Annotated in this window: 28 protein-coding genes, 1 tRNA gene, 2 pseudogenes and 1 CRISPR repeat array; of the genes and pseudogenes, 15 read left to right on the top strand and 16 right to left on the bottom strand. The window is 68.5% G+C overall.

Going from position 1 to position 25,003, the window contains the following annotated elements; genetic code table 11:
* Positions 1-21: 21 nt before the first annotated feature.
* The gene (locus tag ACO057_RS23320) at positions 22-498 is read right to left on the bottom strand and encodes a hypothetical protein (RefSeq protein ID WP_421996030.1); all 477 of its coding nucleotides are present in this window, start codon (positions 496-498) and stop codon (positions 22-24) included.
* A 216-nt stretch (positions 499-714) separates the two neighbouring features.
* The gene (locus ACO057_RS23315) at positions 715-1,662 is read right to left on the bottom strand and encodes a helix-turn-helix domain-containing protein (RefSeq protein WP_421996028.1); all 948 of its coding nucleotides are present in this window, start codon (positions 1,660-1,662) and stop codon (positions 715-717) included.
* 255 nt (positions 1,663-1,917) lie between these two features.
* Between ACO057_RS23315 and ACO057_RS23310 the strand changes: the two genes are divergently transcribed.
* Positions 1,918-2,166, top strand: a complete 249-nt coding sequence (locus ACO057_RS23310) for a sensor histidine kinase (RefSeq protein ID WP_421996026.1) — start codon at positions 1,918-1,920, stop codon at positions 2,164-2,166.
* A gap of 10 nt (positions 2,167-2,176) precedes the next feature.
* Here ACO057_RS23310 and ACO057_RS23305 read toward each other — a convergent pair whose 3' ends face one another.
* From ACO057_RS23305 to ACO057_RS23290, 4 genes are all read right to left on the bottom strand, one after another.
* Positions 2,177-2,317, bottom strand: a complete 141-nt coding sequence (locus ACO057_RS23305; protein WP_421996024.1) for a LuxR C-terminal-related transcriptional regulator — start codon at positions 2,315-2,317, stop codon at positions 2,177-2,179.
* 233 nt (positions 2,318-2,550) lie between these two features.
* Positions 2,551-3,276, bottom strand: a complete 726-nt coding sequence (locus tag ACO057_RS23300; RefSeq protein ID WP_421996022.1) for an IclR family transcriptional regulator — start codon at positions 3,274-3,276, stop codon at positions 2,551-2,553.
* 39 nt (positions 3,277-3,315) lie between these two features.
* Positions 3,316-4,239, bottom strand: a complete 924-nt coding sequence (locus tag ACO057_RS23295) for an SMP-30/gluconolactonase/LRE family protein (RefSeq protein ID WP_421996020.1) — start codon at positions 4,237-4,239, stop codon at positions 3,316-3,318.
* Positions 4,240-4,244: 5 nt separating this feature from the next.
* Entirely contained in the window at positions 4,245-5,231 is a 987-nt protein-coding gene (locus ACO057_RS23290) for a Bug family tripartite tricarboxylate transporter substrate binding protein (protein ID WP_421996018.1), read from the bottom strand.
* Between the two features lie 128 nt (positions 5,232-5,359).
* Between ACO057_RS23290 and ACO057_RS23285 the strand changes: the two genes are divergently transcribed.
* From ACO057_RS23285 to ACO057_RS23270, 4 genes are all read left to right on the top strand, one after another.
* Positions 5,360-6,040 (top strand): RraA family protein, encoded by a 681-nt coding sequence (locus tag ACO057_RS23285; protein ID WP_421996016.1) that lies wholly within the window; start codon positions 5,360-5,362, stop codon positions 6,038-6,040.
* Position 6,041: 1 nt separating this feature from the next.
* Positions 6,042-7,007 carry a Bug family tripartite tricarboxylate transporter substrate binding protein gene (locus tag ACO057_RS23280; RefSeq protein WP_421996014.1) on the top strand — a complete coding sequence of 322 codons (966 nt, stop codon included), beginning with the start codon at positions 6,042-6,044 and terminating at the stop codon, positions 7,005-7,007.
* Positions 7,008-7,037: 30 nt separating this feature from the next.
* Positions 7,038-8,051 (top strand): hydroxyacid dehydrogenase, encoded by a 1,014-nt coding sequence (locus ACO057_RS23275; RefSeq protein WP_421996012.1) that lies wholly within the window; start codon positions 7,038-7,040, stop codon positions 8,049-8,051.
* A gap of 132 nt (positions 8,052-8,183) precedes the next feature.
* Entirely contained in the window at positions 8,184-9,047 is an 864-nt protein-coding gene (locus tag ACO057_RS23270; RefSeq protein ID WP_421996010.1) for a tripartite tricarboxylate transporter substrate binding protein, read from the top strand.
* Between the two features lie 159 nt (positions 9,048-9,206).
* Here the strand turns inward: ACO057_RS23270 and ACO057_RS23265 are convergent, their stop codons facing one another.
* Positions 9,207-9,857 carry a DUF2239 family protein gene (locus ACO057_RS23265; protein ID WP_421996008.1) on the bottom strand — a complete coding sequence of 217 codons (651 nt, stop codon included), beginning with the start codon at positions 9,855-9,857 and terminating at the stop codon, positions 9,207-9,209.
* 81 nt (positions 9,858-9,938) lie between these two features.
* Between ACO057_RS23265 and cas7e the strand changes: the two are divergent.
* The 5 genes and pseudogenes from cas7e to cas2e all read left to right on the top strand — a co-directional run.
* Positions 9,939-10,865: pseudogene (gene cas7e, locus ACO057_RS23260) on the top strand (type I-E CRISPR-associated protein Cas7/Cse4/CasC); the annotation flags it as partial.
* A gap of 2 nt (positions 10,866-10,867) precedes the next feature.
* Positions 10,868-11,608 (top strand): type I-E CRISPR-associated protein Cas5/CasD, encoded by a 741-nt coding sequence (cas5e, locus tag ACO057_RS23255; RefSeq protein WP_421996006.1) that lies wholly within the window; start codon positions 10,868-10,870, stop codon positions 11,606-11,608.
* The gene (gene cas6e / locus ACO057_RS23250; RefSeq protein WP_421996004.1) at positions 11,605-12,288 is read left to right on the top strand and encodes a type I-E CRISPR-associated protein Cas6/Cse3/CasE; all 684 of its coding nucleotides are present in this window, start codon (positions 11,605-11,607) and stop codon (positions 12,286-12,288) included. The genes cas5e and cas6e overlap by 4 nt, the downstream gene beginning before the upstream one ends.
* On the top strand, positions 12,285-13,247 hold the full coding sequence (cas1e, locus tag ACO057_RS23245) for a type I-E CRISPR-associated endonuclease Cas1e (protein ID WP_421996002.1): 963 nt from the start codon (positions 12,285-12,287) through the stop codon (positions 13,245-13,247). Before cas6e ends, cas1e begins: the two co-directional genes overlap by 4 nt.
* The gene (cas2e, locus tag ACO057_RS23240) at positions 13,228-13,572 is read left to right on the top strand and encodes a type I-E CRISPR-associated endoribonuclease Cas2e (protein WP_421996000.1); all 345 of its coding nucleotides are present in this window, start codon (positions 13,228-13,230) and stop codon (positions 13,570-13,572) included. Before cas1e ends, cas2e begins: the two co-directional genes overlap by 20 nt.
* 69 nt (positions 13,573-13,641) lie before the next feature.
* Positions 13,642-14,281: a CRISPR direct-repeat array (repeat unit 29 nt; unit sequence GTGTTCCCCGCAGGCGCGGGGATGAACCG).
* Positions 14,282-14,341: 60 nt separating this feature from the next.
* On the opposite strand, the gene ACO057_RS23235 is transcribed toward cas2e, so the two are convergent.
* The 6 genes from ACO057_RS23235 to infA all read right to left on the bottom strand — a co-directional run bounded on the left by ACO057_RS23235 (position 14,342) and on the right by infA (position 17,949).
* Entirely contained in the window at positions 14,342-15,562 is a 1,221-nt protein-coding gene (locus ACO057_RS23235) for a tyrosine-type recombinase/integrase (protein ID WP_421995998.1), read from the bottom strand.
* A 177-nt stretch (positions 15,563-15,739) separates the two neighbouring features.
* Positions 15,740-15,815 (bottom strand) — tRNA-Phe (locus ACO057_RS23230).
* A gap of 95 nt (positions 15,816-15,910) precedes the next feature.
* The gene (locus ACO057_RS23225; RefSeq protein ID WP_421995996.1) at positions 15,911-16,087 is read right to left on the bottom strand and encodes a DNA gyrase inhibitor YacG; all 177 of its coding nucleotides are present in this window, start codon (positions 16,085-16,087) and stop codon (positions 15,911-15,913) included.
* Complete coding sequence (locus ACO057_RS23220; protein WP_421995994.1) at positions 16,080-17,129, bottom strand: ribonuclease E/G; 1,050 nt, start codon at positions 17,127-17,129, stop codon at positions 16,080-16,082. Before ACO057_RS23220 ends, ACO057_RS23225 begins: the two co-directional genes overlap by 8 nt.
* Positions 17,126-17,710 (bottom strand): Maf family protein, encoded by a 585-nt coding sequence (locus tag ACO057_RS23215; RefSeq protein WP_421995992.1) that lies wholly within the window; start codon positions 17,708-17,710, stop codon positions 17,126-17,128. The genes ACO057_RS23220 and ACO057_RS23215 overlap by 4 nt, the downstream gene beginning before the upstream one ends.
* A gap of 20 nt (positions 17,711-17,730) precedes the next feature.
* Positions 17,731-17,949: a translation initiation factor IF-1 gene (gene infA, locus ACO057_RS23210; protein WP_007003972.1), complete on the bottom strand. Its 219-nt coding sequence runs from the start codon at positions 17,947-17,949 to the stop codon at positions 17,731-17,733.
* Positions 17,950-18,144: 195 nt separating this feature from the next.
* On the opposite strand from infA, the gene ACO057_RS23205 reads away from it, so the two are divergent.
* From ACO057_RS23205 to ACO057_RS23195, 3 genes are all read left to right on the top strand, one after another.
* Positions 18,145-18,612 carry a (2Fe-2S)-binding protein gene (locus ACO057_RS23205; protein ID WP_421995989.1) on the top strand — a complete coding sequence of 156 codons (468 nt, stop codon included), beginning with the start codon at positions 18,145-18,147 and terminating at the stop codon, positions 18,610-18,612.
* Between the two features lie 14 nt (positions 18,613-18,626).
* Positions 18,627-20,828, top strand: a complete 2,202-nt coding sequence (locus tag ACO057_RS23200; protein ID WP_421995987.1) for a molybdopterin cofactor-binding domain-containing protein — start codon at positions 18,627-18,629, stop codon at positions 20,826-20,828.
* 66 nt (positions 20,829-20,894) lie between these two features.
* Positions 20,895-21,374: a hypothetical protein gene (locus ACO057_RS23195; RefSeq protein ID WP_421995985.1), complete on the top strand. Its 480-nt coding sequence runs from the start codon at positions 20,895-20,897 to the stop codon at positions 21,372-21,374.
* Positions 21,375-21,424: 50 nt separating this feature from the next.
* On the opposite strand, the gene ACO057_RS23190 is transcribed toward ACO057_RS23195, so the two are convergent.
* On the bottom strand, positions 21,425-21,793 hold the full coding sequence (locus ACO057_RS23190) for an SWIB/MDM2 domain-containing protein (protein WP_421995983.1): 369 nt from the start codon (positions 21,791-21,793) through the stop codon (positions 21,425-21,427).
* A gap of 201 nt (positions 21,794-21,994) precedes the next feature.
* Here ACO057_RS23190 and cls point away from each other — a divergent pair, with 201 nt between their 5' ends.
* Positions 21,995-23,404, top strand: coding sequence for a cardiolipin synthase (gene cls, locus ACO057_RS23185; protein ID WP_421995981.1), 1,410 nt, complete (start codon positions 21,995-21,997; stop codon positions 23,402-23,404).
* A gap of 8 nt (positions 23,405-23,412) precedes the next feature.
* Here the strand turns inward: cls and ACO057_RS23180 are convergent, their stop codons facing one another.
* Together ACO057_RS23180 and ACO057_RS23175 are read right to left on the bottom strand one after the other, a co-directional pair.
* Positions 23,413-23,574, bottom strand: a complete 162-nt coding sequence (locus ACO057_RS23180) for a hypothetical protein (RefSeq protein WP_421995979.1) — start codon at positions 23,572-23,574, stop codon at positions 23,413-23,415.
* A 189-nt stretch (positions 23,575-23,763) separates the two neighbouring features.
* A pseudogene (locus ACO057_RS23175) lies at positions 23,764-23,979 on the bottom strand (transposase); the annotation flags it as partial.
* Between the two features lie 150 nt (positions 23,980-24,129).
* Between ACO057_RS23175 and ACO057_RS23170 the strand changes: the two are divergent.
* The gene (locus ACO057_RS23170; protein WP_421995977.1) at positions 24,130-24,969 is read left to right on the top strand and encodes a serine hydrolase; all 840 of its coding nucleotides are present in this window, start codon (positions 24,130-24,132) and stop codon (positions 24,967-24,969) included.
* Positions 24,970-25,003: the final 34 nt, after the last annotated feature.

Below are 25,003 nucleotides of genomic sequence, written 5' to 3'. Positions count from 1 at the left end.
TGTTCTCTTCCTGCCGGCACGTCAGCGCATCGAGACGACGACCGCGTCGCCGCCCAGATTGAGCATGAGGCCCGTGCGATGGGCGCTGAGGCGCATGATCACGCCGTCGGCGTTCTGGAGCCAAAGATCGCCCGCACTGGCCTGCCCCAGGGCGAAGCCGTAGCGCGCCTGAGCATATTCGCCGGCGAACCGCGACGGGTCCTGCAGGTTGTAGACTTCGCCGACGGCTTCGATCGAGGAGGCGCCGATGCCGCCGATGCCCAGCCCCGTGACGGTGAAGGGATGGCTCCGGCCGTGGAATTCGAGTGTGCCCGTGCCGTGGCTGCCGCTACCGATATAGGCGACGCTGACCATCTGCATCCGGACCCTGCCGTCGGGGCGTCGGCCCTCGATGGCGGCCGGGCCGATGCGATCGTTCTGGCAAGCCGAGGCGAGCAGGAGAGCCGCGAGCAGGGCCATGGTGCCACTGCGGCGGTCGATGACCCGAAGCCGCTTCATCGACCCGTCCGCGCATCGAGGTCGCTGGCGACGTACAGCATGCGAAGTTCCTCCACGGGTGCACCTGCCGCTGTGTCGCGGGGCCGAAACCCAGTTGCGCCCGCCTTAGGGAGAGCGGCCGCACGATCCGGTTTTCGTTCGGTGGAGGAAAGCCCGAACGATATCGAAAATTTCGCTGAATGGCTCGCACCGTTGCGCAGACGGGAATTGGGCGCGCTACGCGGTGCCGTGTATCCGCTCCAGCGTCGCGGAGGGCGCCTCGCCGAAGGCGCTGCGGTAGTCATGGGCGAACTGCCCCAGATGCCAGAAGCCATGGGACAGCGCGACGGATTTCACCATCGGGCGCGGACCGTCGCGCGACAGCAGCGCGGCGCGCACCATGCCCAGCCTCCGGCGCTTCAGATAGCGGTGCGGGCTGATCATGGAAGTGCTCTGGAAGGCTTCGGAGAGAGCCGAAGCCGATACCCCGAGGGCGTCGCAAAGCTGTGTGGTGTAGATGGGGCGATCGACATGGGCGCGAAGGTACTCGTCGGCCGCGAATACGATGCGCTTCCTCGCTCGCGAGCTTCGAGGGGGAGAAATCGGCGCGTCATTCCCGACCGAGGCCACAAGTTCGTGGAAGGCCTGGAGAAGCGCCTCGCGCAGGGCTCGGCGCGGCTGCTCTCCCTCGAACACCATGGGCGCCTCCACGACCATCGTGCCGGCCGCCCGAGCCAAGCTCGTAATTCTCGTCCATGCCGAGAGCGACGGGCGGAGCAGAACATTCGAGCCAGGCCGGAAGAGCGCCTTGCCGGCCGAAGCCTCCGCAAGCGCGCCGACCAGGTTGGTGGAAAAGGTCACCAAAGCGAACTGGACGTCGTGTTCGCTCGAACGCAGCACCTCCGCGCCGCTTCCATAGAGGCCGAAGCTGCGAGGTCCGGACGCGACGCCGTTGATGAGGAGGTTCTCGTCAGGGTTCAAGGCGAGATGGAGGAGCGCCCTGTCAGGAGCGACCGCGGCAAGACACATATGCGCGGAGCATGCTCCGACCTGAAGCGTCATGTCCTCCAGCAGAAAGCTCGAGGAGGAGGCGGCAAAGGGGCCCTGACGCAAAGGAACGAGGCGTAGCTGTGCGCCGTGGAGGCCGGCGCCGGCCAGCTCCGGATCGGAGAGCTCCTCGCGCATCACTCCGTGGGGAAGTGTCTGCTCTTGCTTCACCATTCCTCCGTACACCGCACAAAACGAGACGTTTTTGCAACGAATTCGATCACCTACAAATATGTAGATACGATGAAGCGCGGCGTCCGAAGATCAGGAGGGAGTATATTTCGTAGCTCGCGCAGGATGGAATGCCTCCCACCCGGAATATTTGCGATATTTTGAGGGCGATGCTGGATCCGCGAGAGATAACTGGCAGCGCAGGCTCGTGTCCCAGGCCTGATGAAGCAAGTCACAAGCCCGCATGATCGCACTTTTAATCGTCGAGGCGCTTGTCCGGATGAGTCGTGGTGGGTTTCAATGCACCAGTTAGGGAGTCGGTTGAGGCGCTCCCATCTGCGCATCGAGATCTGGGACACGGGACGCGGCATTCAGGACACGCACCTCAATCGGATCTTCGAGGAGTTCGAAAGGCTGGAGACCGGCAGTCGCACGCCGGGCTTTGGCCTGAGCCTACCGATCGTTCGCTAGCTTTGCCTGCTCATCCGGCCGCATGTGGAGGCCTGCGGGCGTCCAGCATGCGGTACAGCGCCGTAAGACGAATCTTCACCATCTCCTCCGCCAAGTTGAGGTCGCGGCCGATTTCCCTGGTCGACCGGCCCGCCAGCAGGCGTTCCAGCACCTCACGCTTCTGCGCAAATTCGGTAGAGGGAGCTCGGCGCTACTAATCCACGAGGCGCCATGCATGGCCCCCCAAATGTCAGCTTCACTCCGTACGTGTCTTGGGAGCGGATCTTCCGCCTTTGGCCCCATCCTGCCGGGCACCGAAGTGCGCCCAAAGCCGTATCAATGTTTCGAGCTTCATCTCGATAGCGGACACAGCGAAACCGCCGCCGCCTGCGCCATTGGCGCGGGTCAACAGGTCCGAAGGCCTGGGGCAACGCCACCTAGTTCGCGTGTGAGATCATCGGCGACATTGAGGAGGACGCCAGAAGCGCTGGCTGCGGCGTCCTGGGTGAAACGGGTCAGCGGCCCCGTCAGGCACAAGGCGCCGGCGAAATTCCGCCCCGGGCCGAAGACAGGCGTGGCCATGCCGGCGACATGCGGATCGCTCACCCCACCGGTGTAGATCGGCAGAGCGATAGTCGCCACCTCGTCTCGCAGCGGGACGCTCCCGAACACCCGCAGCACATGAGCGATGGCGGATTGATCCATCGGCAGCAGGTCGCCCTGCCGAACATGCAGACGAAGCCGGTGCGGCGAGTCGACCCGGTAGAGGCATTGCCGCTGCTGTCCGCTGCGGACATAGAACGACGCGCTCTCCCCGGTCTCCGCCACCAGTCGCTCGAGCGCTGGCATGACGCTCGCCTCGACCCGGAAAGACTGCTGGTAGATCGAGCCGAGGCGAAACAGCTCCGCCCCCAGCCGATAGGATCCATCCGACTGGCGGACGAGGAAGCCGTGCTCCTCCAGCGAGATGGCCAGCCGCATGATCGTCGTCTTCACGAGGCCGGTCCGCGCGGTGAGCTCGGCCAGGGTGACGGCGTCGTCGCCCCGGCGGAAGGCGGACAGCAGCGTCATGGCCCGCCCGGCCGAGGCCACGCCGTCCAGGGAAGTCTTCGCTCGGTTCAAGGCGGTCATGGCCAAAGCGATACGGTCCGTGCGACGCCGCAGCAAGCGTCAGTCTTGCTGGGAATAGAGCGGCAACCCGGGAAAAGGGAGTTCGGCACGGAGGATCGTCCCCGTCTCGGATTCCGTGATGAACAGGCTTCGTCCCTCCGCGCCGCCGAAGGCGAGGTTCGTCGTGGACCAGCCCGCGGCCGAAGCGAGGCGTGCCAGCGGTTCAGCGCGCGGCGAAAGGCGCCAGACCGTCCCGAATCCCGCATGGGCCACCAGCAGGCAGCCCTCGGTGTCCAGTGCGAGCCCGTCCGGCCCGCTGGGGCCGCCATGGAGATGGCAGAAAATGCTGGCCTTGGTCACGCTGCCATCGGCATGCAGCGGCAGGCGCCAGATCTGGTTGGCCCGCGTCACCGCCACCAGCAGGAAGGCGGCGTTCGGGGCAACGACAATGCCGTTGGGGCTTGGCACCGTGCCGATCAGGCAGTCCAGTCGTCCATCCGTGGCGAGGCGGTAGACGCGCCCGGTCGGATCCTGCAGCCCGGTCTGGCCCTGGTCCGTGAAATAGAGCTCGCCCGAGGGGCCGAAGACGAGGTCGTTGACGCCCTTGAAGCTTTCCGACCGTGCCGTTTCCAGGAAGGGCGTGACCGATCCGCTATTCGGATCGAGCAGCATGATCCCCCGCCCGTAGTCGGTGATGAAGATGCGCCCGTCCTTGTGGATCTTCAGGCCGTTGGGCCAGCCATCGTATTCCGCCACCTGCTCCCATTCGCCCTCGGTCGAGATGCGGAAGATGCGGCCGAAGGGGATGTCGGTGACGTAGAGGCGGCCCTGCCGGTCGAAGGAGGGGCCTTCCAGGAAGGAGTCCACGGGCTGCCCCGCCCGGTTGGCGTCGCTCCACGCCGTCCGCCGCGGCTGGCGGAAGCGGTCCGGGAGGCGGGTGAAGACCGTGGTCTCGATCCGCGGCGGCGGCGCGAAGAAGCTCATGGCGCCTACTGCCGCTCGATGCCGCCGGCGGCCACGACCTCGCGCCAGCGCCCGGTCTCCTGGGTCAGGACCTCGGCGAAGGCGGCCGGCGTGATCCCGCCCGGCTCGGAGCCGAGCTCCGCGACAAAGGTCCGCATCTCCGGGGTGGCGAGCGCCTTCGCCGCCTCCTGGTACAGCCGCTCCATGATCGGTGCCGGCGTGCCGGCCGGCGCCGCCAGTCCGGACCAGTTCGTCACGCCGAAGCCAGGCAGCCCGGCTTCCGCGAAGGTCGGCACGTCGGGCAGGGCCGCCACGCGGTGCTCGCCGCTGATGGCCAGCGCGCGCATCTGCCCGCCACGGATATTCCCCAGTGCCGAGCCAGGCGAGATCATCACGAGGTCGACCGTGCCGGAAAGCAGGCCGATGACCGCCTCGCCGGCGCCGCGGAAGGGCACGTGGTAGAGCTTCACCCCGGCCGCACGCTCGAAGGCCAGGGTCGAGAAATGCGGCGCGCTGCCCATGCCGCCCGTGCCGTAGGTCAGCTTCTCCGGATCGCGCTTCGCCGCCGTCATCAGCGAGGCGAGGTCGGCATAGGGCGAGTTGCGCCCGACCGCGAGCAGGACGGGCGAGAAAGCCGTGACCGTGATCGGGGAGAAGGCCGTCGCCTGGTCGAAGGGCAGCCGGCTGAAGAGGTAGGGCAGCATGGCGTAGGTGTTGTCCATCGCCAGGAGCGTGTAGCCGTCCGGCGCGGAGCGGGCGGCCTCGGCCGCGCCGATCGTGCCCGTGGCGCCCGACTTGTTCTCGACCACGAAGCTCTGGCCCATCTGCTCCGACAGCTTCTGGGAGATGCGGCGCGCCAGCGTGTCCACGGCGCCGCCGGGCGCCCAGGGCACGATCACGCGGATCGGGCGGCTCGGATAGGCGGGTTGCGCGCGGGCGAGAGCCGGAAGCGAAAGAGCTCCGAGGGCGCCGAAGAGGGTCCGGCGGGGAAGGGAATGAGGGCAGGTCGACACTTGCGTTTCCTCTCCAGAATGGTTTATTTCGAAACGTCGTTGCGTTTCATGGGTCGCTTCTGAACCCCGGCCGCAGCCCTGTCAACAAATGGCGCATCAATCGGCGCCCTGCTTCGGGAGGGGCGATCATGGCCTCAGGATTCCGCATTCTTCGACGCACCGCCTGCGTGGCGCCCGCGCTGGTCGAGAGCTTCCGCTCGCTGCCGGTCGCCAATGTAAGCGACGTCATGGCCCGCATGACGGCCGCCGGTCCGCGCCTGCGCCCGATGCACGCCCAGGGCGTGAAGCTCGCCGGCCCGGCGCTGACGGTGAAGACGCGCCCGGGCGACAACCTCATGGTCCACAAGGCGATCGCGCTGGCGGCGCCGGACGACATCATCGTCGTGGATGCGGGCGGCGACCTGTCCAACGCGATCATCGGCGAGCTGATGCTGGCGCAGATGGTGAAGCGCGGCCTCGCCGGCATCGTCATCAATGGCGCGATCCGCGACAGCGCCGAGATCCGCGCGCAGGAATTTCCGGTCTTCGCCGCCGGCGTGACCCATCGCGGCCCCTACAAGGACGGGCCCGGCGAGATCAACGTGCCGATCGCCATCGACGGCATGGTCATCGCGCCGGGCGATCTTATCCTGGGCGACGACGACGGCCTGCTCTGCGTGCCCCTGGCCGATGCGGAAACGGTCCTCGCCGCCGCTGCCGCGAAGCACGCGGCCGAGGTGAAGCAGATCGCCAATATCGAGGCCGGGACGCATGACGCCTCCTGGGTGGATGCCTCGCTGCGACGGCTGGGCTGCGAGGGGCTCGACTGACATGCTCCAGCGACGCCACCTTCCGCTCGTCGCCCTGGCTGCCGGGGCCGGCGAGGCCCGCGCCCAACCGCGCGGCTGGCCGGTCGGCCGCGCCATCGAGGTGGTCGTGCCCTTCGCGCCCGGCGGCGGCATGGACGTGATGACGCGCGCCTTCCTGCCCTTCCTCCAGGCTGCCTTGCCCGGCTCGACCTTCGTCGTGACGAACCGCGCGGGCGCCGGCGGGCAGATCGGCACCGAATGGGTGGCCAATGCGCCGCCGGACGGCTTCGCCCTCTGCGCGGCGGCCTTTCCCTTCCTGGTCAGCACGCCGATCGAGCGGCCGGTGCGGTGGAAGCCCTCCGAGCTCACCTATCTCGCCAATGTCGTCGACGATCCCTGCGGCCTCTTCGTCGCGCCGGCCTCGCCGCTGCGCGGGTTGCAGGACCTCGTGGCGGCAGCGAAGCGCAGCCCGGGCGACCTGCCCTACGGCACGGCCGGCATCGGCGGCGACGACCACATCGCCATGCTGCTGACCGAGCAGGCCGCCGGGATCCGCCTGAGCCACGTGCCCTTCAGCGGCACGGCCCAGATCATCCCGCCGCTGCTGGCCGGCCAGCTCGACATCGGCGCCTTCAACATCAGCGAGGCCCTGCCGCTGCTCCGCGAGGGGCGGCTGCGCTCCCTGGGCCTCGCCGCGGCCGAGCGCTCCCCGCTGGCACCGGAGATCCCGACCTATCGCGAGCAGGGTGTCGACGTGCTGGCCAGCGGCGGGCGCGGCTTCTTCGCGCCGCCAGGCCTGCCACCTGCGATCCGAGATCCGCTGCTTCAGGCCTTCGCCGTCGCGCTGGACGCGCCGGGATGGGCCGCCGCCGCCGAGCGGCAATCCCTGCCGCTCCGTCCGCTGCTCGGCGACGCCTTCCGCTCGATGGTCCTGGGCGCGGAGACCTCCCTGCGGGAGCTCTGGGCGCGCCATCCCTGGAAGGAATAATTTTCTCGTGACCGACCTGGAAACTGCCCCATGACCCTCGCCAACCGCCCTAACGTCCTCGTCTCCGCCGCCCGGCTGGCGCCGGAGGCGGTCGAAATGCTCGAGGAGGCCGGCTACGCCGTGCATTGCACCAGCGGTTATCCGGACGAGCAGGAGCTTCTGGCGCAGATCGCGGCGCATCGCCCGGTGGCGATCCTGCATCGCCAGGGCATCATCAACGCGACAGTGATGGATGCCGCCGCCCCCGGGCTGGCGGTCCTGGCACGCCACGGCGCTGGGATCGACGGCATCGACATTCCCGCCGCCCGCGCCCGCGGCCTGACCGTGACCCGCGCTGCCGGCGCCAATTCCCGCTCCGTGGCCGAGCACGCCATGGCGCTGATGCTCGCCATGCTGAAGGATATCCCCTCGGTGGTGGGCAACATGCGCGACGGGATGTGGGAGAAGACCTCGCGCATGACCCGCGACATCGACGGCATGACGCTCGGAATCGTCGGCTATGGCGCGATCGGATCCAAGGTCGCGCGCCTCGCCACCGCCTTCGGCATGAAGGTCCTTGCCTACGATCCCTATCTGCCGGGCGCGGGCCTGCCCGGCCCCGGCGAACGCGTCGCCGCGCTGATCGACCTGCTGCCGCACGCCGAGGTGCTGACGCTGCACTGCCCGCTGGAGGCCGAGACCCGTGGTCTGATCGGCGCGACCGAGCTGGCGTTGATGCCGAAGGGTGCCATCCTCGTCCACACCGCCCGCGGCGGCATCGTGGACCAGGAGGCGCTCCTCGCCGCGCTGGATTCGGGACAGCTGAGCTGGGCGGGCATCGACGTCTTCGTGAAGGAACCGCTGGAGGAGGGCAGCCCCTTCCGCACCCATCCGCGCATCGTGCCGACACCGCACCTGGCGGCGAACACGCCGCGCGGCGCGACGGGCATGGCCTGTGGCGCGGCGGAAAGCATCATCGCCGTGCTGGCAGGGCGACTGCCCGCGCTGCCGGGCGCCGTGGTCGTGCCGGGCGGCCTGCCCGCGCATCTATTGGCGTCAGCCTGATCGGACGGGGAGGAAAAAATGACACTGACATCTTCGCGGCGGCACCTGTTGACCGTCCTTGCTGCCACACCGCTCGCCAGCCCGGCCCTGGCCCAACCCGCCTGGCCCGCTGCGCGCCCGATCGAGATCGTCGTGGGCTTCGCGCCCGGAGGCGGCACCGACGTGATGCTCCGCGCCATAGCTTTGTTCCTCGCGGCCGAATTGCCCGGCGCCAACTTCGTCATCAACAACCGCCCCGGCGCCGGCGGCGAGACCGCCTATGTCGTGCTGCAGGGCGCGCGGCCGGACGGCTACACCATCGGCGGCCTCAACACGCCGGGCTATCTCTCGGTGCCGATCGAGCGCCGCGTGCGTTACGACCGGGCCAGGATCCGCACCATCGCTCGCCTCGTCGACGACCCGACCGCCTTCGTGGTGCATCGCGATTCCCCCTATGAAACGCTGGCGGACCTCATCGCCGACGCGAAGCGGCGCCCTGGCGAGATCAGCATCGGTTCCTCTGGCGTGGGCACGGACGATCATCTCGGCCTGACACTCTTCCAGGCGGCGACCGGCACCGATTTCATCCATGCCCCCTATGCCGGAGCGGCGCTCGTGAAGAACGCGGTGCTCGCGCGACACATCGACGTGGCGGGGCTGAACCTTGGCGAGATCGGGATGCTGGGGCAGGACAAGCCCGCGCTGCGTCCGCTCGCCGGCATGGGCGCGCACCGTTGGGACCTGATGCCGGATGTCCCCACCTTCCGCGAGCTTGGCTACGATGTGCTGATGACGAGCGAACGCGGCATCGGAGCGCCGCGAGGCGTGCCCGACGAAATCGCGCTTCGACTGCAGGAGGCGATCGCGCGCTTGGTCGCCAAGCCCGAATGGGAAGCCAAGGCGCGCCAATTGGAGTTGCCTATGGCTTATCTGCCGGGCGCTGAATGGGAGGCGCAAATGCCGGCGCAGGAGGCCCGCTACCGTCGGATCTGGGAACGCACGCCCTGGCAGCCATGAGGCCGTCCACCACGGTCGGTTTCTGGTTCCGACAATATTCGACGTATGGGGACGAGAGCGGCCCGTCCGCTTTGCGGCCGTCTCCGCCGTCCGTAGGGCGTTGCATTCTTCCCGGAAGCGGACGCGAACGACCGGGCGGCCTATGGCTGGGTTGGATGGTCAACGGACTCTCGGCTCCGCTCCTTGATGGGCTATAGGCCGATATGATCCGGTCGCCAGCTTCAAGGCATGGCGTCGCACGTCCGGCGGCCAAGCGATCATGCGTTCGGCAAAGTCCTGCTCCTCGCCGGCGAACAAGGATCGGATAGCATCCTCGAACCCAGGAAAATCACCGGCCAGAGCGTTCAGGAAGCGGTAGGCGGCTTCGCGCGCGGCTTTAGCTTGGGTCTGGCCGCCATCGGAACGGCGAGCATCATCAACGAGACGCCGCAAAACCTGCGACGCCCCGCCAGCTTGCGCGGAGAGCCATTCCCACTGCCTCGGAAGTAGCGTGACCTCTCTGGCAACGACACCCAGTTTCGGCCGCCCACGCCCGCGAGGCTCTGCATCGGTGCCCGAAGCCGTTTGCGTCTTGGCCGTCGTTGCCTCCCGTCTCTCCCTTTCGGTAAGGCGGACAACGATTTCGGCGGTCGTGCCTCGCAGATCCAGGTCCACAACGGACCCTGAAGCATCGTCGAAGACGAGAATGGACACGTCTGGGCGATCGCCCTCGGCGGCCTTGATCGCCAAGGCCACGTCAATCAGCAATCCGGCGGCAAATTGCTCCGTGTCGGCGAAAGCCGTGCACGACTTGGATAGGAAATCGGACATCAGGGCCCTCCACGCCCATAAATTACCCGGTTAAAAATTAGATAGTCAATATAATCCGGGTAATATTGTCTTCCTGGACCGCTCCGGCTAACTGTCGCCGCTGTAGGGAGGCGCTCGCATCATGAGAAGCGAAGATCGGAAGGCGGCGGTATGGGCGAGCGCACCCAGCGCATGGGCGAGGTGGTGCTGGAGCATCTGCGCGCCGGCGGCCTGGCCGAGGCCAAGGCCATCGAGGCGGCGCGCGAGATCGCCGGCATCTTCGGTAAGATCAAGGATGCCAAGGACGACAACCCTACGCGCATCGAGCAGCTCGCCTTCATCGCCCCCGAGGAGCGGGCCGGCGCCCTGGCCCTGGCCGACCGCGTGCTGGCCGGAGAGAAGATCGAGGCCAAGACCGCGGCCCTGCTGCGCACAGCCGACACTGCTGCCGACATCGCGCTCTTCGGCCGCATGCTGGCCGCCGATCCCGACTATAACCGCGAGGCGGCGGCTCAGGTGGCCCATGCCATCACCACCCATCGCGTGACGGTGGAGGACGACTACTACACCGCCGTGGATGACCTGAAGACCTCGGCCGAGGATGCCGGGGCGGGCTTCCTGGGCGAGGCGGGTTTCGGCTCGGGCGTCTTCTACCTCTACCTCTGCGTGGACCGCGAGTTGCTGCGCAGGAACTTGGCGGGCGATGCGGCCCTGGTTTCAACGGCGCTGGGCGCGCTGGCCGAGGCGGCGGCGACGGTCGCGCCGAGCGGCAAGCAGAACAGCTTCGCCGCCCATGGCCGCGCGGGCTTCGTCCTGGCCGAGAAGGGCGACCGCCAGCCGCGCACGCTGGCCGGCGCCTTCGCCAAATCGGTGACCGGCGACGATATGATGGAAGCCTCGATCCAGCGCCTGCTGAAGTTCCGCACCGATATGGACAAGGCCTATTCTCAGGTGCCGGATGAGGCGAAGGCCATGCAGGTCGGCGGCGCGGGCACCCTCGCCAACATCATCGAATTCTGCCGAAGCTGACCATGGGCCAGTACCTGACCTTCGCCCTCGTCGCCCCCCTCGCCTCCTTCGGCGCGCTGGCGGTCGGCGAGCGGCGTTCCGGCTGGAACCGACCGGCGCGCTCGGCGGTGCTGGGGCTCATCGGCGCCTGCCTCGGTGTCGATCGGGAGGATGATGCCGCGCAACAGGCTCTCGCCGAGGATTATGGCCTGGCGATCCTCTGCCACGCGCCGGGGCGGCTGCTCGCGGATTACCACACGGCGCAGGTGCCCTCCGCCCAGCGTAACCGCCGCTTCGCGACCCGGCGCGAGGAGCTGGCCGAGCGCGACCTGAACACCGTCCTCTCGCGGCGCGACTATCGCAGCGGGGCCTGGCATCTGGCCGCGCTCTGGCCGCGCAAGCCCGGGGCCCATTGGCCGCTGGAGGCGCTGGCCGCAGCGATGCGCGCGCCGCGCTTCGTGCCCTATATGGGCCGCAAATCCTGCCCGCTCGGCCTGCCTCTGGCGCCCGAGATCGCGGAGGCGGTGGACCCCGTGGCGGTCCTGCTCGCCCGGCACGCGGCCGGGCCGGAGCAGCGGTTCGGCCTGCGTCCGCTCCTGGCCGATGCGCCCGAACATTTGCTGGTGACGCTCGACGAGGCGTGTGCCCGAAGGGTCACCACGCCCCACACGCGGCTGCGGACGGAGTTCCGGCGCGACCAGCCGCGCTCGCGCCGGCGCTGGCAATTCGATCTGCGGGAGGAGGCGGTTCTCGCCGTGGCATGAGCGCGCTCTTCCTCTCCCGCATCCGGCTGAAGCGCGAGGCCGCGGTCGCCTCGCTCGCCCAGCTCCTGGTCCCCGCCGACCCCGGCGAGCAGCGGCTGGCGGCGCATCGCCTGGTCTGGGCGCTCTTCTCCGACGGCCCGGACCGCCAGCGCGACTTCCTCTGGCGGCAGGACCGGCCGGGCGAGTTCCTCGCCCTCTCCGATCGCCCGCCCAACCCGCTGCACGACATCTTCCAGATCGACAGCAAGCCCTTCGAGCCGGCTCTTTCCGTGGGCGATCGCCTGGGCTTCCGCCTCCACGCCAATCCGGTCATTTCCGAGCCCCGGCCCGGGGAGAAGCGTGGCAAGCGGCAGGACGTGGTCATGCATGCCCTCTATGCCACGCCGCGGGGCGAGCGGGCGGAAGCGCGGTTGGAGACGGCCATCGCCGCGGGGCGCGCCTGGCTGGCGCGGCAGGGCGTGGCGAACGGCTTCGCGCCGATGGGCGAAGTCGGCGTGGATGGCTACGAGACGTGCGTGATCCCGCGCCGCGACCTCGCCCCCATCCGCCACGGCGTGATGGATCTGGAGGGCGTGCTGACCGTCACAGATCCGGAGCGGTTCCTTTCGGCGCTGGCGCGGGGCTTCGGCAGCGCCAAGGCCTTTGGCTGCGGACTGATGCTCATCCGCCGCGCCGGATGAGTGATCGCCCCATGCCGGGGCTGCCGCCGCCCCGGCCCATACCCCTGCGCGACCGGGTTTCCATCCTGTTCGTCGAGAAGGGGCGGCTCGATGTTCTGGATGGCGCCTTCGTCCTGGTGGATGAGACCGGCATTCGCACGCATATCCCGATTGGTGGCCTGGCCTGCCTGATGCTGGAGCCCGGCACTCGGACGAGCCATGCGGCGGTTGCCCTCGCAGCCCGTGCGGGCACCTTGCTGATCTGGGTCGGCGAGGCGGGCGTGCGGCTCTATGCGGCCGGCCAGCCCGGCGGGGCGCGGGCGGACCGGCTGCTGCTCCAGGCCCGCCTTGCCCTGGAGGATGACAGCCGGCTGCGAGTGGTCCGCAAGATGTACGAGATGCGATTCCAGGAGGAGGCGCCGGCCCGCCGCTCGGTGGACCAGCTGCGTGGGATCGAGGGCGCACGGGTGCGGGAAACCTACCGGCTGCTGGCGCAGCGCCACGGCGCAGAATGGAGTGGCCGCGTCTACGATCCGGGCGAGTGGTCGACGGCCGATGTCGTGAACCGCTGCCTCTCGGCCGCGACTTCGGCGCTCTATGGGATCACCGAGGCGGCGGTGCTGGCGGCGGGCTATGCGCCCGCGATCGGTTTCCTGCACAGCGGCAAGCCGCAGAGCTTCGTCTACGACATCGCCGATATCGTGAAGTTCGATACGGTGGTGCCCGAGGCCTTCCGCGTCGCGGCAGCTGTCCAGAAGGGAAGGTCGCTGGACGGCAAGCCGCTCGGCGATCCCGTGGCCGAGGTGCGGCGGCGGTGCCGCGACGTGTTCCGGCGCGACAACATCCTGATGCGGCTGATTCCTATGATCGAGGAGGTCCTGGCGGCAGGTGGCCTCCCGCTGCCACCCGCTTCGGCCGAGGCCATGCCGGTCGCCTTCGACGATCGAGAAGGGATGGGCGATGCTGGTCATCGTGGTTGAGAACGCCCCGCCGCGGCTGCGCGGGCGGCTCGCGGTGTGGCTGCTGGAAGTGCGGGCCGGCGTCTATATCGGCGATTATGGTCGTCGGGTGCGGGAGATGATCTGGGGCGAGGTATGCGCCTATATCTCTGAGGGAAATGCCGTCCTCGCCTGGTCCGCGCCGAACGAGGCTGGATTTCACTTCGATACCTGCGGGAAGAACCGGCGCATACCGGTCGATTTCGATGGGCTTCGGCTCGTGCGTTTCATGCCGGAGGCGGCGTTGCCGTCGGAACTGGGGCCCGCTTCAGAGCCGGATCGACGGCGGGGTACGGGGCGGCGTTAAATCCGCCTTTGGGTTGGTGGAATTTTTGACATCAGAATCAGTCCATCTTTTCAGTATGCTCTGGGAAGAGTGTTCCCCGCAGGCGCGGGGATGAACCGACGACGCTCGGGACGCGGAGCTTATCTAGCTCGTGTTCCCCGCAGGCGCGGGGATGAACCGTTTGAATTTTGCGTCGTCAGCGGCGCGCCTGGGTGTTCCCCGCAGGCGCGGGGATGAACCGGGGAATGAGGAACGCGCGGCGAAGCAGCTTCCGTGTTCTCCGCAGGCGCGGGGATGAACCGTCAACGCCCGCACGTCGGCCGTTGATCGTCGCGTGTTCCCCGCAGGCGCGGGGATGAACCGCGGGCAGGGCGGTCGAAGGAGAATGGCGCCCTGTGTTCCCCGCAGGCGCGGGGATGAACCTGTCGAGGAGTACGCCCGCGAGATCCGCGAGCTCGTGTTCCCCGCAGGCGCGGGGATGAACCGTCGAGGATCCACCCCAATACCGATCAGGCGGAGTGTTCCCCGCAGGCGCGGGGATGAACCGGCCAGCAGGTGCGGGTCCAGCATGGCGCCGCCGTGTTCCCCGCAGGCGCGGGGATGAACCGGCGCTCGAGATGGGCTACGGCACCGATGCCGCGTGTTCCCCGCAGGCGCGGGGATGAACCGGCGATCCATTCGCCCGCGCGCCCCTACAACAAGTGTTCCCCGCAGGCGCAGGGATGAACCGGTGCCCGGACCAACCTAGTCACCAATTCCGTGGTGTTCCCCGACCTTCCAAATACTGAACCTAACATCTAGCCGACTTCTTCAAAGACGGCGCAATACGGAGACGATCAAGGTAGTCTGCCCACCATTGCATCATCCTAACTCGCTCGTCCCAGTGCTCAGCGCGCTGGTAAGCGCGACGGACATCGTTGCTCTCCACATGGGCAAGCTGACGTTCGATAGCATCTACTGACCAGAGACCGCTTTCGTTGAGCAACGAACTGGCTGTGGCGCGGAAGCCATGTGCAGTTGCTTCGTCCTTGGCATATCCAAGTCGACGCAAGGCCGCATTGAGCGTGTTGTCGCTCATCGGTCGCAGAACCGTCCGGACTCCCGGCAGGACCAACCTGCCGACCCCGATCGCGGCAATGGGCTGGAGGGCTCGGAGAAGCGCGATGGCCTGTTGTGGGAGAGGCACTTGGTGCGGGCGGCGCGTCTTCGTCCGCTCGGCGGGGATTTCCCATACGGCCCTGTCCAGATCGAACTCAGACCAACGCGCCATCCGCAACTCACCTGGGCGAGGGAATAGTAGGGCCATGAGCTGCAGGGCTGCCCTTGTCACCGGCTGCCCATCAAACGTGTCTATGGCACGGAGAAGCGGCCCTAGCCCGTCGGCCTTCGTAATGGCGGCTCGATGCTGGACACGGGGCGCCGTCAATGCTCCTCGAAGCGCGAAGGTCGGGTCGTTGTCTGCTCGAGCGGTCGCTACGGCGAAGCGGAACACCGTGCCGATGGTGCTGCGCAACCGCCGAGCGCTCTCGTAGCGCCCGCGCTTTTCAACGCGTTGCAGGACCTCCAGGACTTCAGGTGCTGTGATTTGAGAAATCGGACGCGCGCCGATGAACGGCCTGGCAAAATCAAGTAGCCAGCGTGTCTTGGCCAACGTCGCTCTGGCGCGGCCGTCACGTTCCATCTTGGCCAAGAGTTCATCGGCGACCATTGAGAAGGTATTGGTCGCTTCGCGTAGCGCAGTCCGTTGCGCCATCTTCTTGGCCTCTCCTGGGTCTTTACCTAGAGCCAAGAGGCGTTTCGCGTCGTCCCGGGCTGCCCGTGCTTCCGCGAGCCCGATCTCCGGATACGCTCCCAGTGCAAGTTCCTTTTGCTTGCCCAGGTGACGGTAGGCCAAGCGCCAAAGCTTCCCGCCCGCTGGTGTGACACGGAGGTGGAGGCCGCCGCCGTCCGAAAGCTTCATTGGCCTGCTCGACGGCTTCACGGTCCGAATTTTGACGTCCGACAGGGGCATGTGGAAGCTTCGTTGTTGGGATCGGAAGTGACCATGTTGCCGATGTACCAACGGCCATACCAACAATTTTTCTGGATGCCCGAACGCGTCGGTGGACACTCATGGCAGCTGAAGCGGCTTAATAGGCTGAATTTTTAGGGGAAATCCGACGCCGCTGGACGCTGTCGGATAATAAAATGGTGCCCAGGGGCGGAATCGAACCACCGACACTGCGATTTTCAGTCGCATGCTCTACCAACTGAGCTACCTGGGCGCCGTTGGGTGGGCGGGTGATAACGCGGTGTCGAAGGGGTGTCCAGCCACCCCCGCGACCTTTGTCGCAAGACGGCAAATCTAGGCGTCCAGCGGCTAGTGTTCTTCTCCCTGATCCTCGGGATCGACGGCAGGAACGGCATAGCTTTCCGTGAGCCATCGCCCGAGATCCACCTGCCGGCAGCGGTCCGAGCAGAAGGGATGGGCGCTGGCCTTGCCGGGCTCGCGCAGGGCCGCGGGCTTGCGGCAGATCGGGCATTTCGCCTCACGCATCGGTCACATCCTCCGAATCGGCAGAGCGCAGATCGATCGCCCGGCCCGCGCCGGCGGCGAACTCCGCCAGGGCTTCGGGCATGGCTTCCAGGGCCGCGAGCACGGCCGGCGGAGCGCACAGAGCAAGCCGTCGCGACGGCGCCACCGCCGCCTCGCGGAAAGCCTTGCGCAACAGCACCAGACCACGGCTGAGCGCGCGGTCCTCCAGCAGCTCGTGCAGGGGCGGATGGATTCGCGCGCGCCGCATCTCGAAGAGGCCGAGCGGGCCGATCCCCAGAAGCTGCGTCAGCTTGTCCGCCGCGAGCGCGGCCTTGAGCTCGGGCTCCAGCGCCGTCCGCTGCTTCACGGAGAGCCCCGCCAGATCCACCAGGATCGGCCCCGCCAGATCGCGCAGCCGCAGCTGGCGCGCGAATTCGGCGATGGCGATCCGATTCACTTCGCGCGGGTCGGCGCCGCCCGAATCGACGTCGATCGCGGTCAGAGCGGGCAAGGGCGAGAAGATCAGCCGCCCGCCGCCCGGCAATTCCCAATCGGGGCGGTGCAGGCGCTCGACCTCGTCCTCGACGGCCTCGTCGAAGGCCTGGCCCTGCCGGACCCGCGAGGAGCCCGCCAGCGCCCGCCGCAGCCGCGCGACCTCGGCTGCATCGTCGGCGATGACCTCGGCCTGGGGATGCGCCAGCGCCCAGCGCAGGGCGGCGTCGGGCCCCGGCTCGATCGCGCTGTCCTGCGGGATGCGCGCCGTCACGCGCTTGCCCTTGCCGCCCTGGGCGGCGCGGGTGACGCGCAGGGTCAGATAGGTGCCCTCAGGCGGGAGGCGGCGGCCTTCGGTGTCGCCCTCGGGCAGGAAGCCGGTCTCGCCCTGGGGCAGGGCCACGAAGGCGCCGGCCAAGGCGGGCATCGCCGAGACGATGCGCCCGCTCACGATGTCGCCGACGCCGTCGGGACGGAAGGGCCGCTCCAGCCGGTAGCCATCGAGCTCGCCGTCGCGCAGCAGTGCCACGCGGCGCTCCCCGGGCGAGCGGGCCAACCTGATCTCGATCATGGCTTCAGCCAGCCGCAGCCCCGCAGCAACTGCGCCGTCTCGAAGAGCGGCAGGCCGACCACGTTGGAGTGGCTGCCGGACAGGAAGCGCACGAACATCTCGGCCGAGCCCTGCAGCGCATAGCCGCCGGCCTTGCCGCGCCATTCGCCGCTGGCGACATAGGCCGCGATCTGCTGGTCCGTCAGGCGCTGGAAGGCGAGCACCGTCGTCACGAGGCGCTTGCTCACATGCCCATCCGGCCGCCGCAGCACGACGCCCGTGTGCACCTGGTGCCGCCGGCCCGAGAGGAAGTTGAGGAAGCGCGCCGCCTCGGCCTCATCCGCGGGCTTGCCCAGGATGCGGCGCCCGACGCCGACGACGGTATCCGCCGCCAGGACCAGGGCATCGGGCTGGACGGCAGCCACGGCCTTGGCGGCCGACAGGCGCTCGGCCAGCTGGCGCGGCAGCTCGTCGCGGCGGGGCGTCTCGTCGATGTCGGTGGGGGCCACGCGGTCGGGGATGACGCCGATGCGGGCCAGCAATTCGATCCGGCGCGGACTCGCCGAGGCCAGGACCAGGGGCAGGCGCTCCCCGGTGCTCACAGTCACTTAAAGCGACCCAATTACTTGAAGCGGAACGTGATGCGGCCCTTGGTCAGGTCGTAGGGCGTCATCTCGACGTTCACGCGGTCGCCGGCGAGCACGCGAATGCGGTTCTTGCGCATCTTACCCGAGGTGTGGGCCAGAACCATGTGCTCGTTGTCGAGCTTCACGCGGAACATGGCGTTGGGCAGAAGTTCAACGACCTGGCCGCTGAACTCGATCATATCCTCTTTCGACATTCGTATCCTTGGGGGTGCTCAGACGGAGGGCGTGCGGGATTGTGCCGCGGCCGGGCCCCGGCACGGGCGCGGTTGAAATGCGCCCTCAACCCGTCAAGGTCAAGTTTGACGGCCGTTTTTGTTGCTTACCATGACAGGCCGGCGCTTGAATGCGCCGAGTTATGAGCGCCGGCAATGGGCGCCTTGGAGGAAACGATGAGCCAGAACCTGGCCATGACCGTGAACGGTCGCAACGTCACCGTCACCGTCGACGACCCTGAGATGCCGCTGCTCTACGCGCTGCGCAACGAGCTCGGCCTGACCGGCCCGCATTTCGGCTGCGGGCTGGGCCAGTGCGGCGCCTGCACGGTCCATCTCGACGGCGAGGCCACGCGCAGCTGCGTGATGCCGGTCGCCTCCGCCGCCGGAAAGACGATCGTCACCCTGGAGGGACTGGGCACGCCCGAGCGCCCGCACAAGCTCCAGCAGGCCTTCATCGCCGAGCAGGCCGTCCAGTGCGGTTACTGCGCCAATGGGATGATCATGCAGTCGGCCGCCTTCCTGGCGAAGACGCCGCGCCCGACCGAGGCGCAGGTGAAGGAGGAGCTCGCCAACAACATCTGTCGCTGCGGGACCCATCCGCGCGTCGTGGCCGCCGTGATGCGCGCCGCGGCGCAGGGCTGAGGGGGGGCACGCAGATGAACGCCATCAACATGGACCGCCGCTCCTGGCTCAAGGCCAGCGGCGCGCTCGTCATCGGCTTCGCAGCCGGTGGCCTCCCCAACCCCGCCGCCGCCTGGACGGAAAAGCCCGTGGCGGGCGACCAGGTCGCCGCCTTCCTGGCCATCGACCAGGAGGGCAACGTCACCGTCTATATCGGCAAGGTCGATCTCGGGACGGGCGTTCGCACCGGCTTCATGCAGATCGCCGCCGAGGAGCTGGACGTACCGCTCTCGCGCATCCGCGTGGTCGAGGGCGACACGGCCCTGACGCCGGACCAGGGCGCGACCTACGGCTCGCTCTCCATCCAGGTGGGCGGCGTGGCCCTGCGCGCGGCCGCCGCGACGGCGCGGCGCGAGCTGCTGAAGCGCGCGGCCGATCGCCTCGGCGTGCCCGTCGCGGGCGTGGGCGTGGAGGACGGCGTGGTCGTCGCCCCCACCGGGCGCGTCTCCTATGCGGAGCTGGTTCGCGCGGGCGGGCTGGAGCTGAAGGTGGACACGGCCGCGCCCATCAAGCCGCCCAATGCGCGGCGCATCGTCGGGCAGGCGATCCCCCGCGTGGACATCCCCCAGAAGGTTTTCGGCCATCCGGACTACGTCCATGACTTCAAGATCGAGGGGATGCTGCATGGCCGCCCCGTCCGCCCGCCGCGGATGGGCGCCGTCGCCGAGGCGGTGGACGAAGCCAGCGTCGCCCATATCCCCGGCATCGTGCGCCTGGTGCACCAGGGCGCCTTCGTGGGCGTGGTGGCGGAGAACGAGTGGTCCGCCATCAAGGCCGCGCGCGAGCTCAAGGTGCGATGGTCCGCCTGGGCCGGCCTGCCCGACCAGGCCAAGATCTGGGAGCACGTCCGCGCCACCCCCGTCGCCCAGGCCCAGGTGACGCAGGAGCGCGGCGACCCCGCCGCGGCCATCACCGGCGCGGCGAGGCGCCTGTCGGCGAGCTACGACTTCGCCATCCACACCCATGGCTCCATGGGCCCGTCCTGCGCGGTGGCCGAGTTCAAGGACGGCAAGCTCACGAGCTGGTCGGCCAGCCAGGCCACGCACAACCTGCGCAAGCAGCTCGCCATGATGCTGGCCATGCCGGTCGAGCAGGTGCGCTGCATCTATCTGGAGGGCGCGGGCTGCTACGGGCGCAACGGCCATGAGGATGCCGCCGCCGATGCGGCGCTGCTCGCCAAGGCGGTGGGCCGGCCCGTCCGCGTGCAATGGATGCGCGCCGACGAGCATGGCTGGGACCCCAAGGGACCGCCGCATCTGGTGGACCTGCGCGCCGGGCTGGACGCCGCCGGCAACATCACCGGCTGGGAAAGCGAGGCCTTCATCCCCAAGGGCGCCGGCGGCAATGTGGACCTCACCGCCGCCGAGCTTTCCGGCCTGCCGCGTGAATCGCTCCAGAGCCCGGGCAACATCGTCCACAACCTGGCGCTGCCCTATGCCGTGCCGGCAGTGAAGACGACCTGCCATCGCCTGGAGACCACGCCCTTCCGCCCGAGCTGGATCCGCACGCCCGGGCGTATGCAGAACACCTTCGCCAATGAATCCTTCCTCGACGAATGCGCGGCCGAGGCGAAGGTCGATCCCATCGAATACCGCCTGCGGATGCTGCCGCCGGAGGAGACGCGCGGCCGCGAGGTGCTGGAGCGTGTGGCGCGCCTCGCCAATTGGCAGCCGCGCCCCAGCCCGCAGCGCGACCTCTCGGGCGAATGGGTCACCGGGCGGGGCGTGACCTATTGCAAGTACGAGCTGGTGCGCACCTTCATCGCCGGCGTGGCCGAGGTCTCGGTGAATCGCGGCACCGGCGAGATCCGCGTCACGCGCTTCTTCTGCACGCATGACTGCGGCCAGATGATCAATCCCGGTGGCGTGCGGACGCAGGTGGAAGGGAACATCATCCACACCCTCAGCCGCACGCTGTACGAGGAGATCACCTATGACCGCGGGGCCGTCACCAGCCTGGACTGGGGCAGCTATCGCGTCATCGCCTTCCCCGAGGTGCCGCAGATCACGGTGGAGCTCATCGACCGTCCTGCCGAGGCGCCCTGGGGCGCGGGCGAGCCCTCGGCCGCGATCGTGCCCTCGGCCGTCTCCAACGCGGTCTTCGACGCGACGGGGGTGCGGATGCGCTCGGTGCCCTTCCTGCCCGCGAAGTTCAAGGCGGCCGCCCAAAGCACCTGACCGGGGCAACCGCCGGCAAGGCTGGGACATTCTTCATCCGATACATAACCCGGATGGAGAATTCCCATGGCACGAAAGATGCTTCTGGCGCTGGGCGCGGCCTGCGCCCTCTCAGGCGCCGCGCTGGCGCAGCAGCCGACGACGTTTCAATGGAGCACCGGCTACGGCCAGGGCGTGCTCCAGGCGATGATCCGCGCGCCCGATCAGTCCTATGTCGCCTTCAACTGCTCGAACGCCGAGTTCCAGCAGGGGCCGAGCATCTCGGTCGAGGCGCATGGCCGCTCGCTCGACGGGCCCAAGACGCTGCAGCTGGTCGTGGACGGGCGCAATTACAGCATGAGCCTGCTGAACGGCGTGGTGACCCGGGAGGTGCGCGGCCCCAGCGTGGTCGAGGCGGCGCAGGCCATCGTGGCCAGCAATGCGCCCACCTTCACGGCCGAGATCCCGGAAATCAGCTGGCGGCAGGAATTCCCGCTCGCCAATGCGCGAACCGTCCTTCTCGAGCCGCAGGGCGGCACGATCGTGGAGCGCTGCGCGTCCCGCTAGGCGGTCCGTCAGGGTCAAGGAGGCCTCGGCCCCCTTGACCCTCGCGCGGGCTACTTCAGGTGGGCGGAGAGGTACTTGTTCATTTCGAACATGGTCACCTTGTCCTTGCCGAAGACCTTCTTGAGCTTGTCGTCGGCGAGGATCTCGCGCTTGTTCTCGGGGTTCTGCAGGTTGTGCGCCTTGATGTAGACCCACATCTTGGAGACGACCTCGCCACGGGCGATCTTGCCCGTGCCGACGACGGCGCCGAGCTCGGCGGAGGGCGTCAGCGGCTGCTGCAGGGCATTGGGCTTGCCGGACGGGGCGGCGGCGGCCTTCGCGGGCGCCTTGGCCGCAGCCTTCGCGGCGGGGGCGGCCTTAGCGGCGGGGGCAGCCTTGGCCTTGGGGGCGGGCTTCTTCTCTGGCGTCTTAGTGGGCATCGACTCGCTCCGGTTGGTTGAGATGGCGCCGGGCCGGATAGGCACCGGGTTCCGAGACCGTCAACGCCCCCGAAACGCCACCGTTGAATAATTCGCCGCGAAACAGGAAATCCTCGATTCGCGGCCTAAATCCTGGCCCTCCTTTGGCTCGCCCGGCAAACGAATTCGCCGCGAGGCGCATTTCCATCCAGGATCGGGCGCATGATTCTCGCCCTCGTCGTCATCGCCAGCCAGATCGCGACCATCATCCGGGTGCTCCTGCGCCCGCATCGCGACCCCGCTTCGCGCATTTCCTGGATCGCGGTGGTGCTCGCCGTGCCCATCGTCGGCGTGCTCGGCTATGTCCTGCTGGGCGAGACCAGCATCGGGCGCCGGCGGATCGCCCGCGCCCGCCAGGCGCAAAAGGCGCTGCCGCCGCCCAACGGCCACCCCGAGCCCGAGATCCCCCCGCGCCACCGGCCGCTCTTCCAGGTGGGCCGGTCGATCAGCGGATACCCCCCGATCGGCGGCAACACGGCCCGGATGCCGGCCGATTCCAACGCCGCCATCGCCGCGATCGTCGCCGATATCGACGCGGCCACGGCCCATGTGCATGTGCTGTTCTACATCTGGCTGCCCGACCACAACGGCCAGCGCGTGGTCGAGGCGCTGTGCCGCGCCGCCGCGCGGGGCGTCACCTGCCGGGCGATGGTGGACGACATCGGCTCGCGCACCCTGGTCCGCAGCGTGCATTGGGCGGCGATGGGCGCGGCCGGCGTGAAGCTCTCCCGCGCGCTGCGGGTGGGATTTCCGCTGCTGCGGCCGCTGAACGGGCGCATCGACCTGCGCGACCACCGCAAGATCGTCGTCATCGACAACCGCGTCACCTGGTGCGGCAGCCAGAACTGCGCCGATCCGGAATTCCGGGTGAAGGCGCGCTTCGCGCCCTGGGTGGACACGATGATGCGCCTGGAGGGGCCGGTCGCGCTGCAGAACCAGCACCTCTTCGCCGTCGACTGGATGACCTGGCACCGGGAGGATATCGGCGCGGTCCTGCTGGAGGCGCCGGAGTTCCCCGCGGGCGGCTTCGCGGCCCAGGTGATCGCGAGCGGACCGACCATCCGCAACTCGGCCATGCCCGAGGTCTTCCAGACGCTGATCTACGGCGCGCGGCGGGAGCTGGTGATCACCACGCCCTATTACGTGCCCAATGGCGCGCTGCAAGCCGCCCTCTGCGCGGCGGGGCATCGCGGCGTGGCGGTGACGCTGGTCCTGCCCGCGCGCAACGACAACTGGGCCGTGGCGGCGGCGAGCCGCAGCTACTACGCCGAGTTGCTGGCCGCCGGCGTGCGCCTGCTGGAATACCCCGACGGGCTGCTGCACGCGAAGACGCTGACCCTGGACGGGGAGGTGACGCTGATCGGCTCGGCCAATATGGACCGGCGCAGCTTCGACCTGAATTATGAGAATAACATCCTTCTGGAGGACGAGGCGACCACCGCGCAGGTGCGCGCCCGCCAGGAGGAGTACATCGCCGCGAGCCGGGAGGTGACGCGCGCGGAAGTGGCCGCCTGGCCGTGGTGGCGGCGGCTGTGGAACAACCTGGTCGCGGTGCTGAGCCCGGTGCTGTAGCGCGAAGGTCATGGCCAGCAGTACCGGAGGGCGCGGGGGATGTAGCGCCGGCCGGCGGCGACGGTGAGCAGCTTCCGGATGGTGCGCAGATAGTCGATGGCGGCCCTTCGCAGCGCCCGCGTCGGCGGCATGCGCTGCGGAAGTGGCAGGGCGAAGACGATTTCGGACAAATCCGGATCGGGGCACATCCAGGGCGGGGCGGGTAGCGCGCGCTTCAGGTTCAGGCGGCGGGCGAGGAGGATGATGCGCAGGCCGCGCAGCCGGATGGCGCGGCGGGCGGCGCGGCAGATGGGGCCGAGGAGATTCTTGATCGCATGCCCCTCGGGCGCGGCGGCCAGGGCCAGGAGCAGGTGTTCCCAGAGCCCCTGATGGGTCAGGCGGCGGAAGTAGCGCGAGATGGTGTCGGGTTTTCCGTAATTCTCGGGGAGGTCGCGCCAGGGGCCGTCGGTGGCGGCGACGCGGAAGATGGCGTCGAAGCGGGCGCGGTGGTCGCAGGGGCGGCCGGAGCGAGTGGCGCGGCGGACGTGGGGGAGGAGCGCGTCCCATTCGGCATCGGAGAGGAGGGTGTGGGGGATGCGGAGGGGGGAGGGTATGGCCGATAATAGGAAAAAATACCGTAAAAATCAATAAAATTGCGCCCACCACCTCCCCGGTCTCTGGACCGCCCTGCGAATGCGGGCATGCTGACGCCTCAGCCCGTGACCAAATAGGCAGGAAACCAAGCCATGGACCGTTTCGAGAGCATCGCTCACGCGCAGCCTTTCACCCTGACCTATCGGATCGAGGCGCTGGACGGCAGCGGCCGCGCCTGGGGCAAGGGCGCGGAGGTGGTGCAGCCCTCCGCCAGCACCCGCAAGGTAGGGATCATGATGAACGCGCTGGGCGCGGCGCGTGCGGGACGCATCGACCTCTCGAAGAAGCTGACCATCACCGCCGGGCTTCAGGAGGGGATCAACAGCGGCACCTATCAGCACATGTCGCCGGGCACGGAGTATTCGCTGCGCGACGCCATCGTGAACATGATCATCACCAGCGACAACGTCAGCACGCAGCTCGTGCTGACGGAGCTGGGCGTGGACCATGTCACCGCCTGGGCGAAGGGCCTCGGCATGACCGGCACGCAGCTGCGCGGGCTGGTGCCCAATCCCACGCTGCCCTGGGATCACGCCGCCGAAGAGGTGGCCACCACCTGCCCCGCCGACCAGGCGTTGCTGCTGCGCCGCATCGTGGCGGGGCTGACGGATGCGGCCGAGGCGAAGGCGCTGGGCGTGACGCCGGAGGATTGCGCGACGGGCCTCGAGATCATGAGCTGGCAGCGTCTGCGGGGAATGATTCCCTTCCTGCTGCCCCACGGCACGCGGATCGACAACAAGACCGGCCGCAGCCAGCGCGGCCGGAGCGACGTGGGCGTGGTGTGGAAGGACGGAAAGCCGCTCTTCGTGATCGCCGCCTATGCGGATTGGGTGCCGGACACGCTGCCCGATGGGCTGCCGGGGCAGTCGGGGGCCTATCTGTCCATCGCGAAGCTGGCGCGGGCGGCGTGGGAGGAGCTTGGGGGGGCGTGACCAGTCCCGTCCGGCATCGGGACATTGCTGGCGG

Source organism: Roseococcus sp. (genome assembly GCF_965227005.1).
In the GTDB taxonomy this organism is placed as follows: domain Bacteria; phylum Pseudomonadota; class Alphaproteobacteria; order Acetobacterales; family Acetobacteraceae; genus Roseococcus.
This window is presented reverse-complemented; position numbering and strand designations above follow the sequence as displayed.

Excerpts from the sequence above, each read along its gene's own strand:
- ACO057_RS23205 (WP_421995989.1), top strand. The coding sequence starts at position 18,145 with ATGAGCCAGAACCTGGCCATGACCGTGAACGGTCGCAACGTCACCGTC.
- ACO057_RS23280 (WP_421996014.1), top strand. The coding sequence starts at position 6,042 with ATGCTCCAGCGACGCCACCTTCCGCTCGTCGCCCTGGCTGCCGGGGCC.
- ACO057_RS23320 (WP_421996030.1), bottom strand. The coding sequence starts at position 498 with ATGAAGCGGCTTCGGGTCATCGACCGCCGCAGTGGCACCATGGCCCTG.
- ACO057_RS23190 (WP_421995983.1), bottom strand. The coding sequence starts at position 21,793 with ATGCCCACTAAGACGCCAGAGAAGAAGCCCGCCCCCAAGGCCAAGGCT.
- ACO057_RS23225 (WP_421995996.1), bottom strand. The coding sequence starts at position 16,087 with ATGCGTGAGGCGAAATGCCCGATCTGCCGCAAGCCCGCGGCCCTGCGC.
- cas5e (WP_421996006.1), top strand. The coding sequence starts at position 10,868 with ATGGGCCAGTACCTGACCTTCGCCCTCGTCGCCCCCCTCGCCTCCTTC.
- ACO057_RS23195 (WP_421995985.1), top strand. The coding sequence starts at position 20,895 with ATGGCACGAAAGATGCTTCTGGCGCTGGGCGCGGCCTGCGCCCTCTCA.
- ACO057_RS23220 (WP_421995994.1), bottom strand. The coding sequence starts at position 17,129 with ATGATCGAGATCAGGTTGGCCCGCTCGCCCGGGGAGCGCCGCGTGGCA.
- ACO057_RS23235 (WP_421995998.1), bottom strand. The coding sequence starts at position 15,562 with ATGCCCCTGTCGGACGTCAAAATTCGGACCGTGAAGCCGTCGAGCAGG.
- cls (WP_421995981.1), top strand. The coding sequence starts at position 21,995 with ATGATTCTCGCCCTCGTCGTCATCGCCAGCCAGATCGCGACCATCATC.
- ACO057_RS23300 (WP_421996022.1), bottom strand. The coding sequence starts at position 3,276 with ATGACCGCCTTGAACCGAGCGAAGACTTCCCTGGACGGCGTGGCCTCG.
- ACO057_RS23275 (WP_421996012.1), top strand. The coding sequence starts at position 7,038 with ATGACCCTCGCCAACCGCCCTAACGTCCTCGTCTCCGCCGCCCGGCTG.
- cas1e (WP_421996002.1), top strand. The coding sequence starts at position 12,285 with ATGAGTGATCGCCCCATGCCGGGGCTGCCGCCGCCCCGGCCCATACCC.
- ACO057_RS23265 (WP_421996008.1), bottom strand. The coding sequence starts at position 9,857 with ATGTCCGATTTCCTATCCAAGTCGTGCACGGCTTTCGCCGACACGGAG.
- ACO057_RS23200 (WP_421995987.1), top strand. The coding sequence starts at position 18,627 with ATGAACGCCATCAACATGGACCGCCGCTCCTGGCTCAAGGCCAGCGGC.
- cas6e (WP_421996004.1), top strand. The coding sequence starts at position 11,605 with ATGAGCGCGCTCTTCCTCTCCCGCATCCGGCTGAAGCGCGAGGCCGCG.
- ACO057_RS23315 (WP_421996028.1), bottom strand. The coding sequence starts at position 1,662 with ATGCGCGAGGAGCTCTCCGATCCGGAGCTGGCCGGCGCCGGCCTCCAC.
- cas2e (WP_421996000.1), top strand. The coding sequence starts at position 13,228 with ATGCTGGTCATCGTGGTTGAGAACGCCCCGCCGCGGCTGCGCGGGCGG.
- ACO057_RS23285 (WP_421996016.1), top strand. The coding sequence starts at position 5,360 with ATGGCCTCAGGATTCCGCATTCTTCGACGCACCGCCTGCGTGGCGCCC.
- infA (WP_007003972.1), bottom strand. The coding sequence starts at position 17,949 with ATGTCGAAAGAGGATATGATCGAGTTCAGCGGCCAGGTCGTTGAACTT.
- ACO057_RS23170 (WP_421995977.1), top strand. The coding sequence starts at position 24,130 with ATGGACCGTTTCGAGAGCATCGCTCACGCGCAGCCTTTCACCCTGACC.
- ACO057_RS23310 (WP_421996026.1), top strand. The coding sequence starts at position 1,918 with ATGAAGCAAGTCACAAGCCCGCATGATCGCACTTTTAATCGTCGAGGC.
- ACO057_RS23295 (WP_421996020.1), bottom strand. The coding sequence starts at position 4,239 with ATGAGCTTCTTCGCGCCGCCGCCGCGGATCGAGACCACGGTCTTCACC.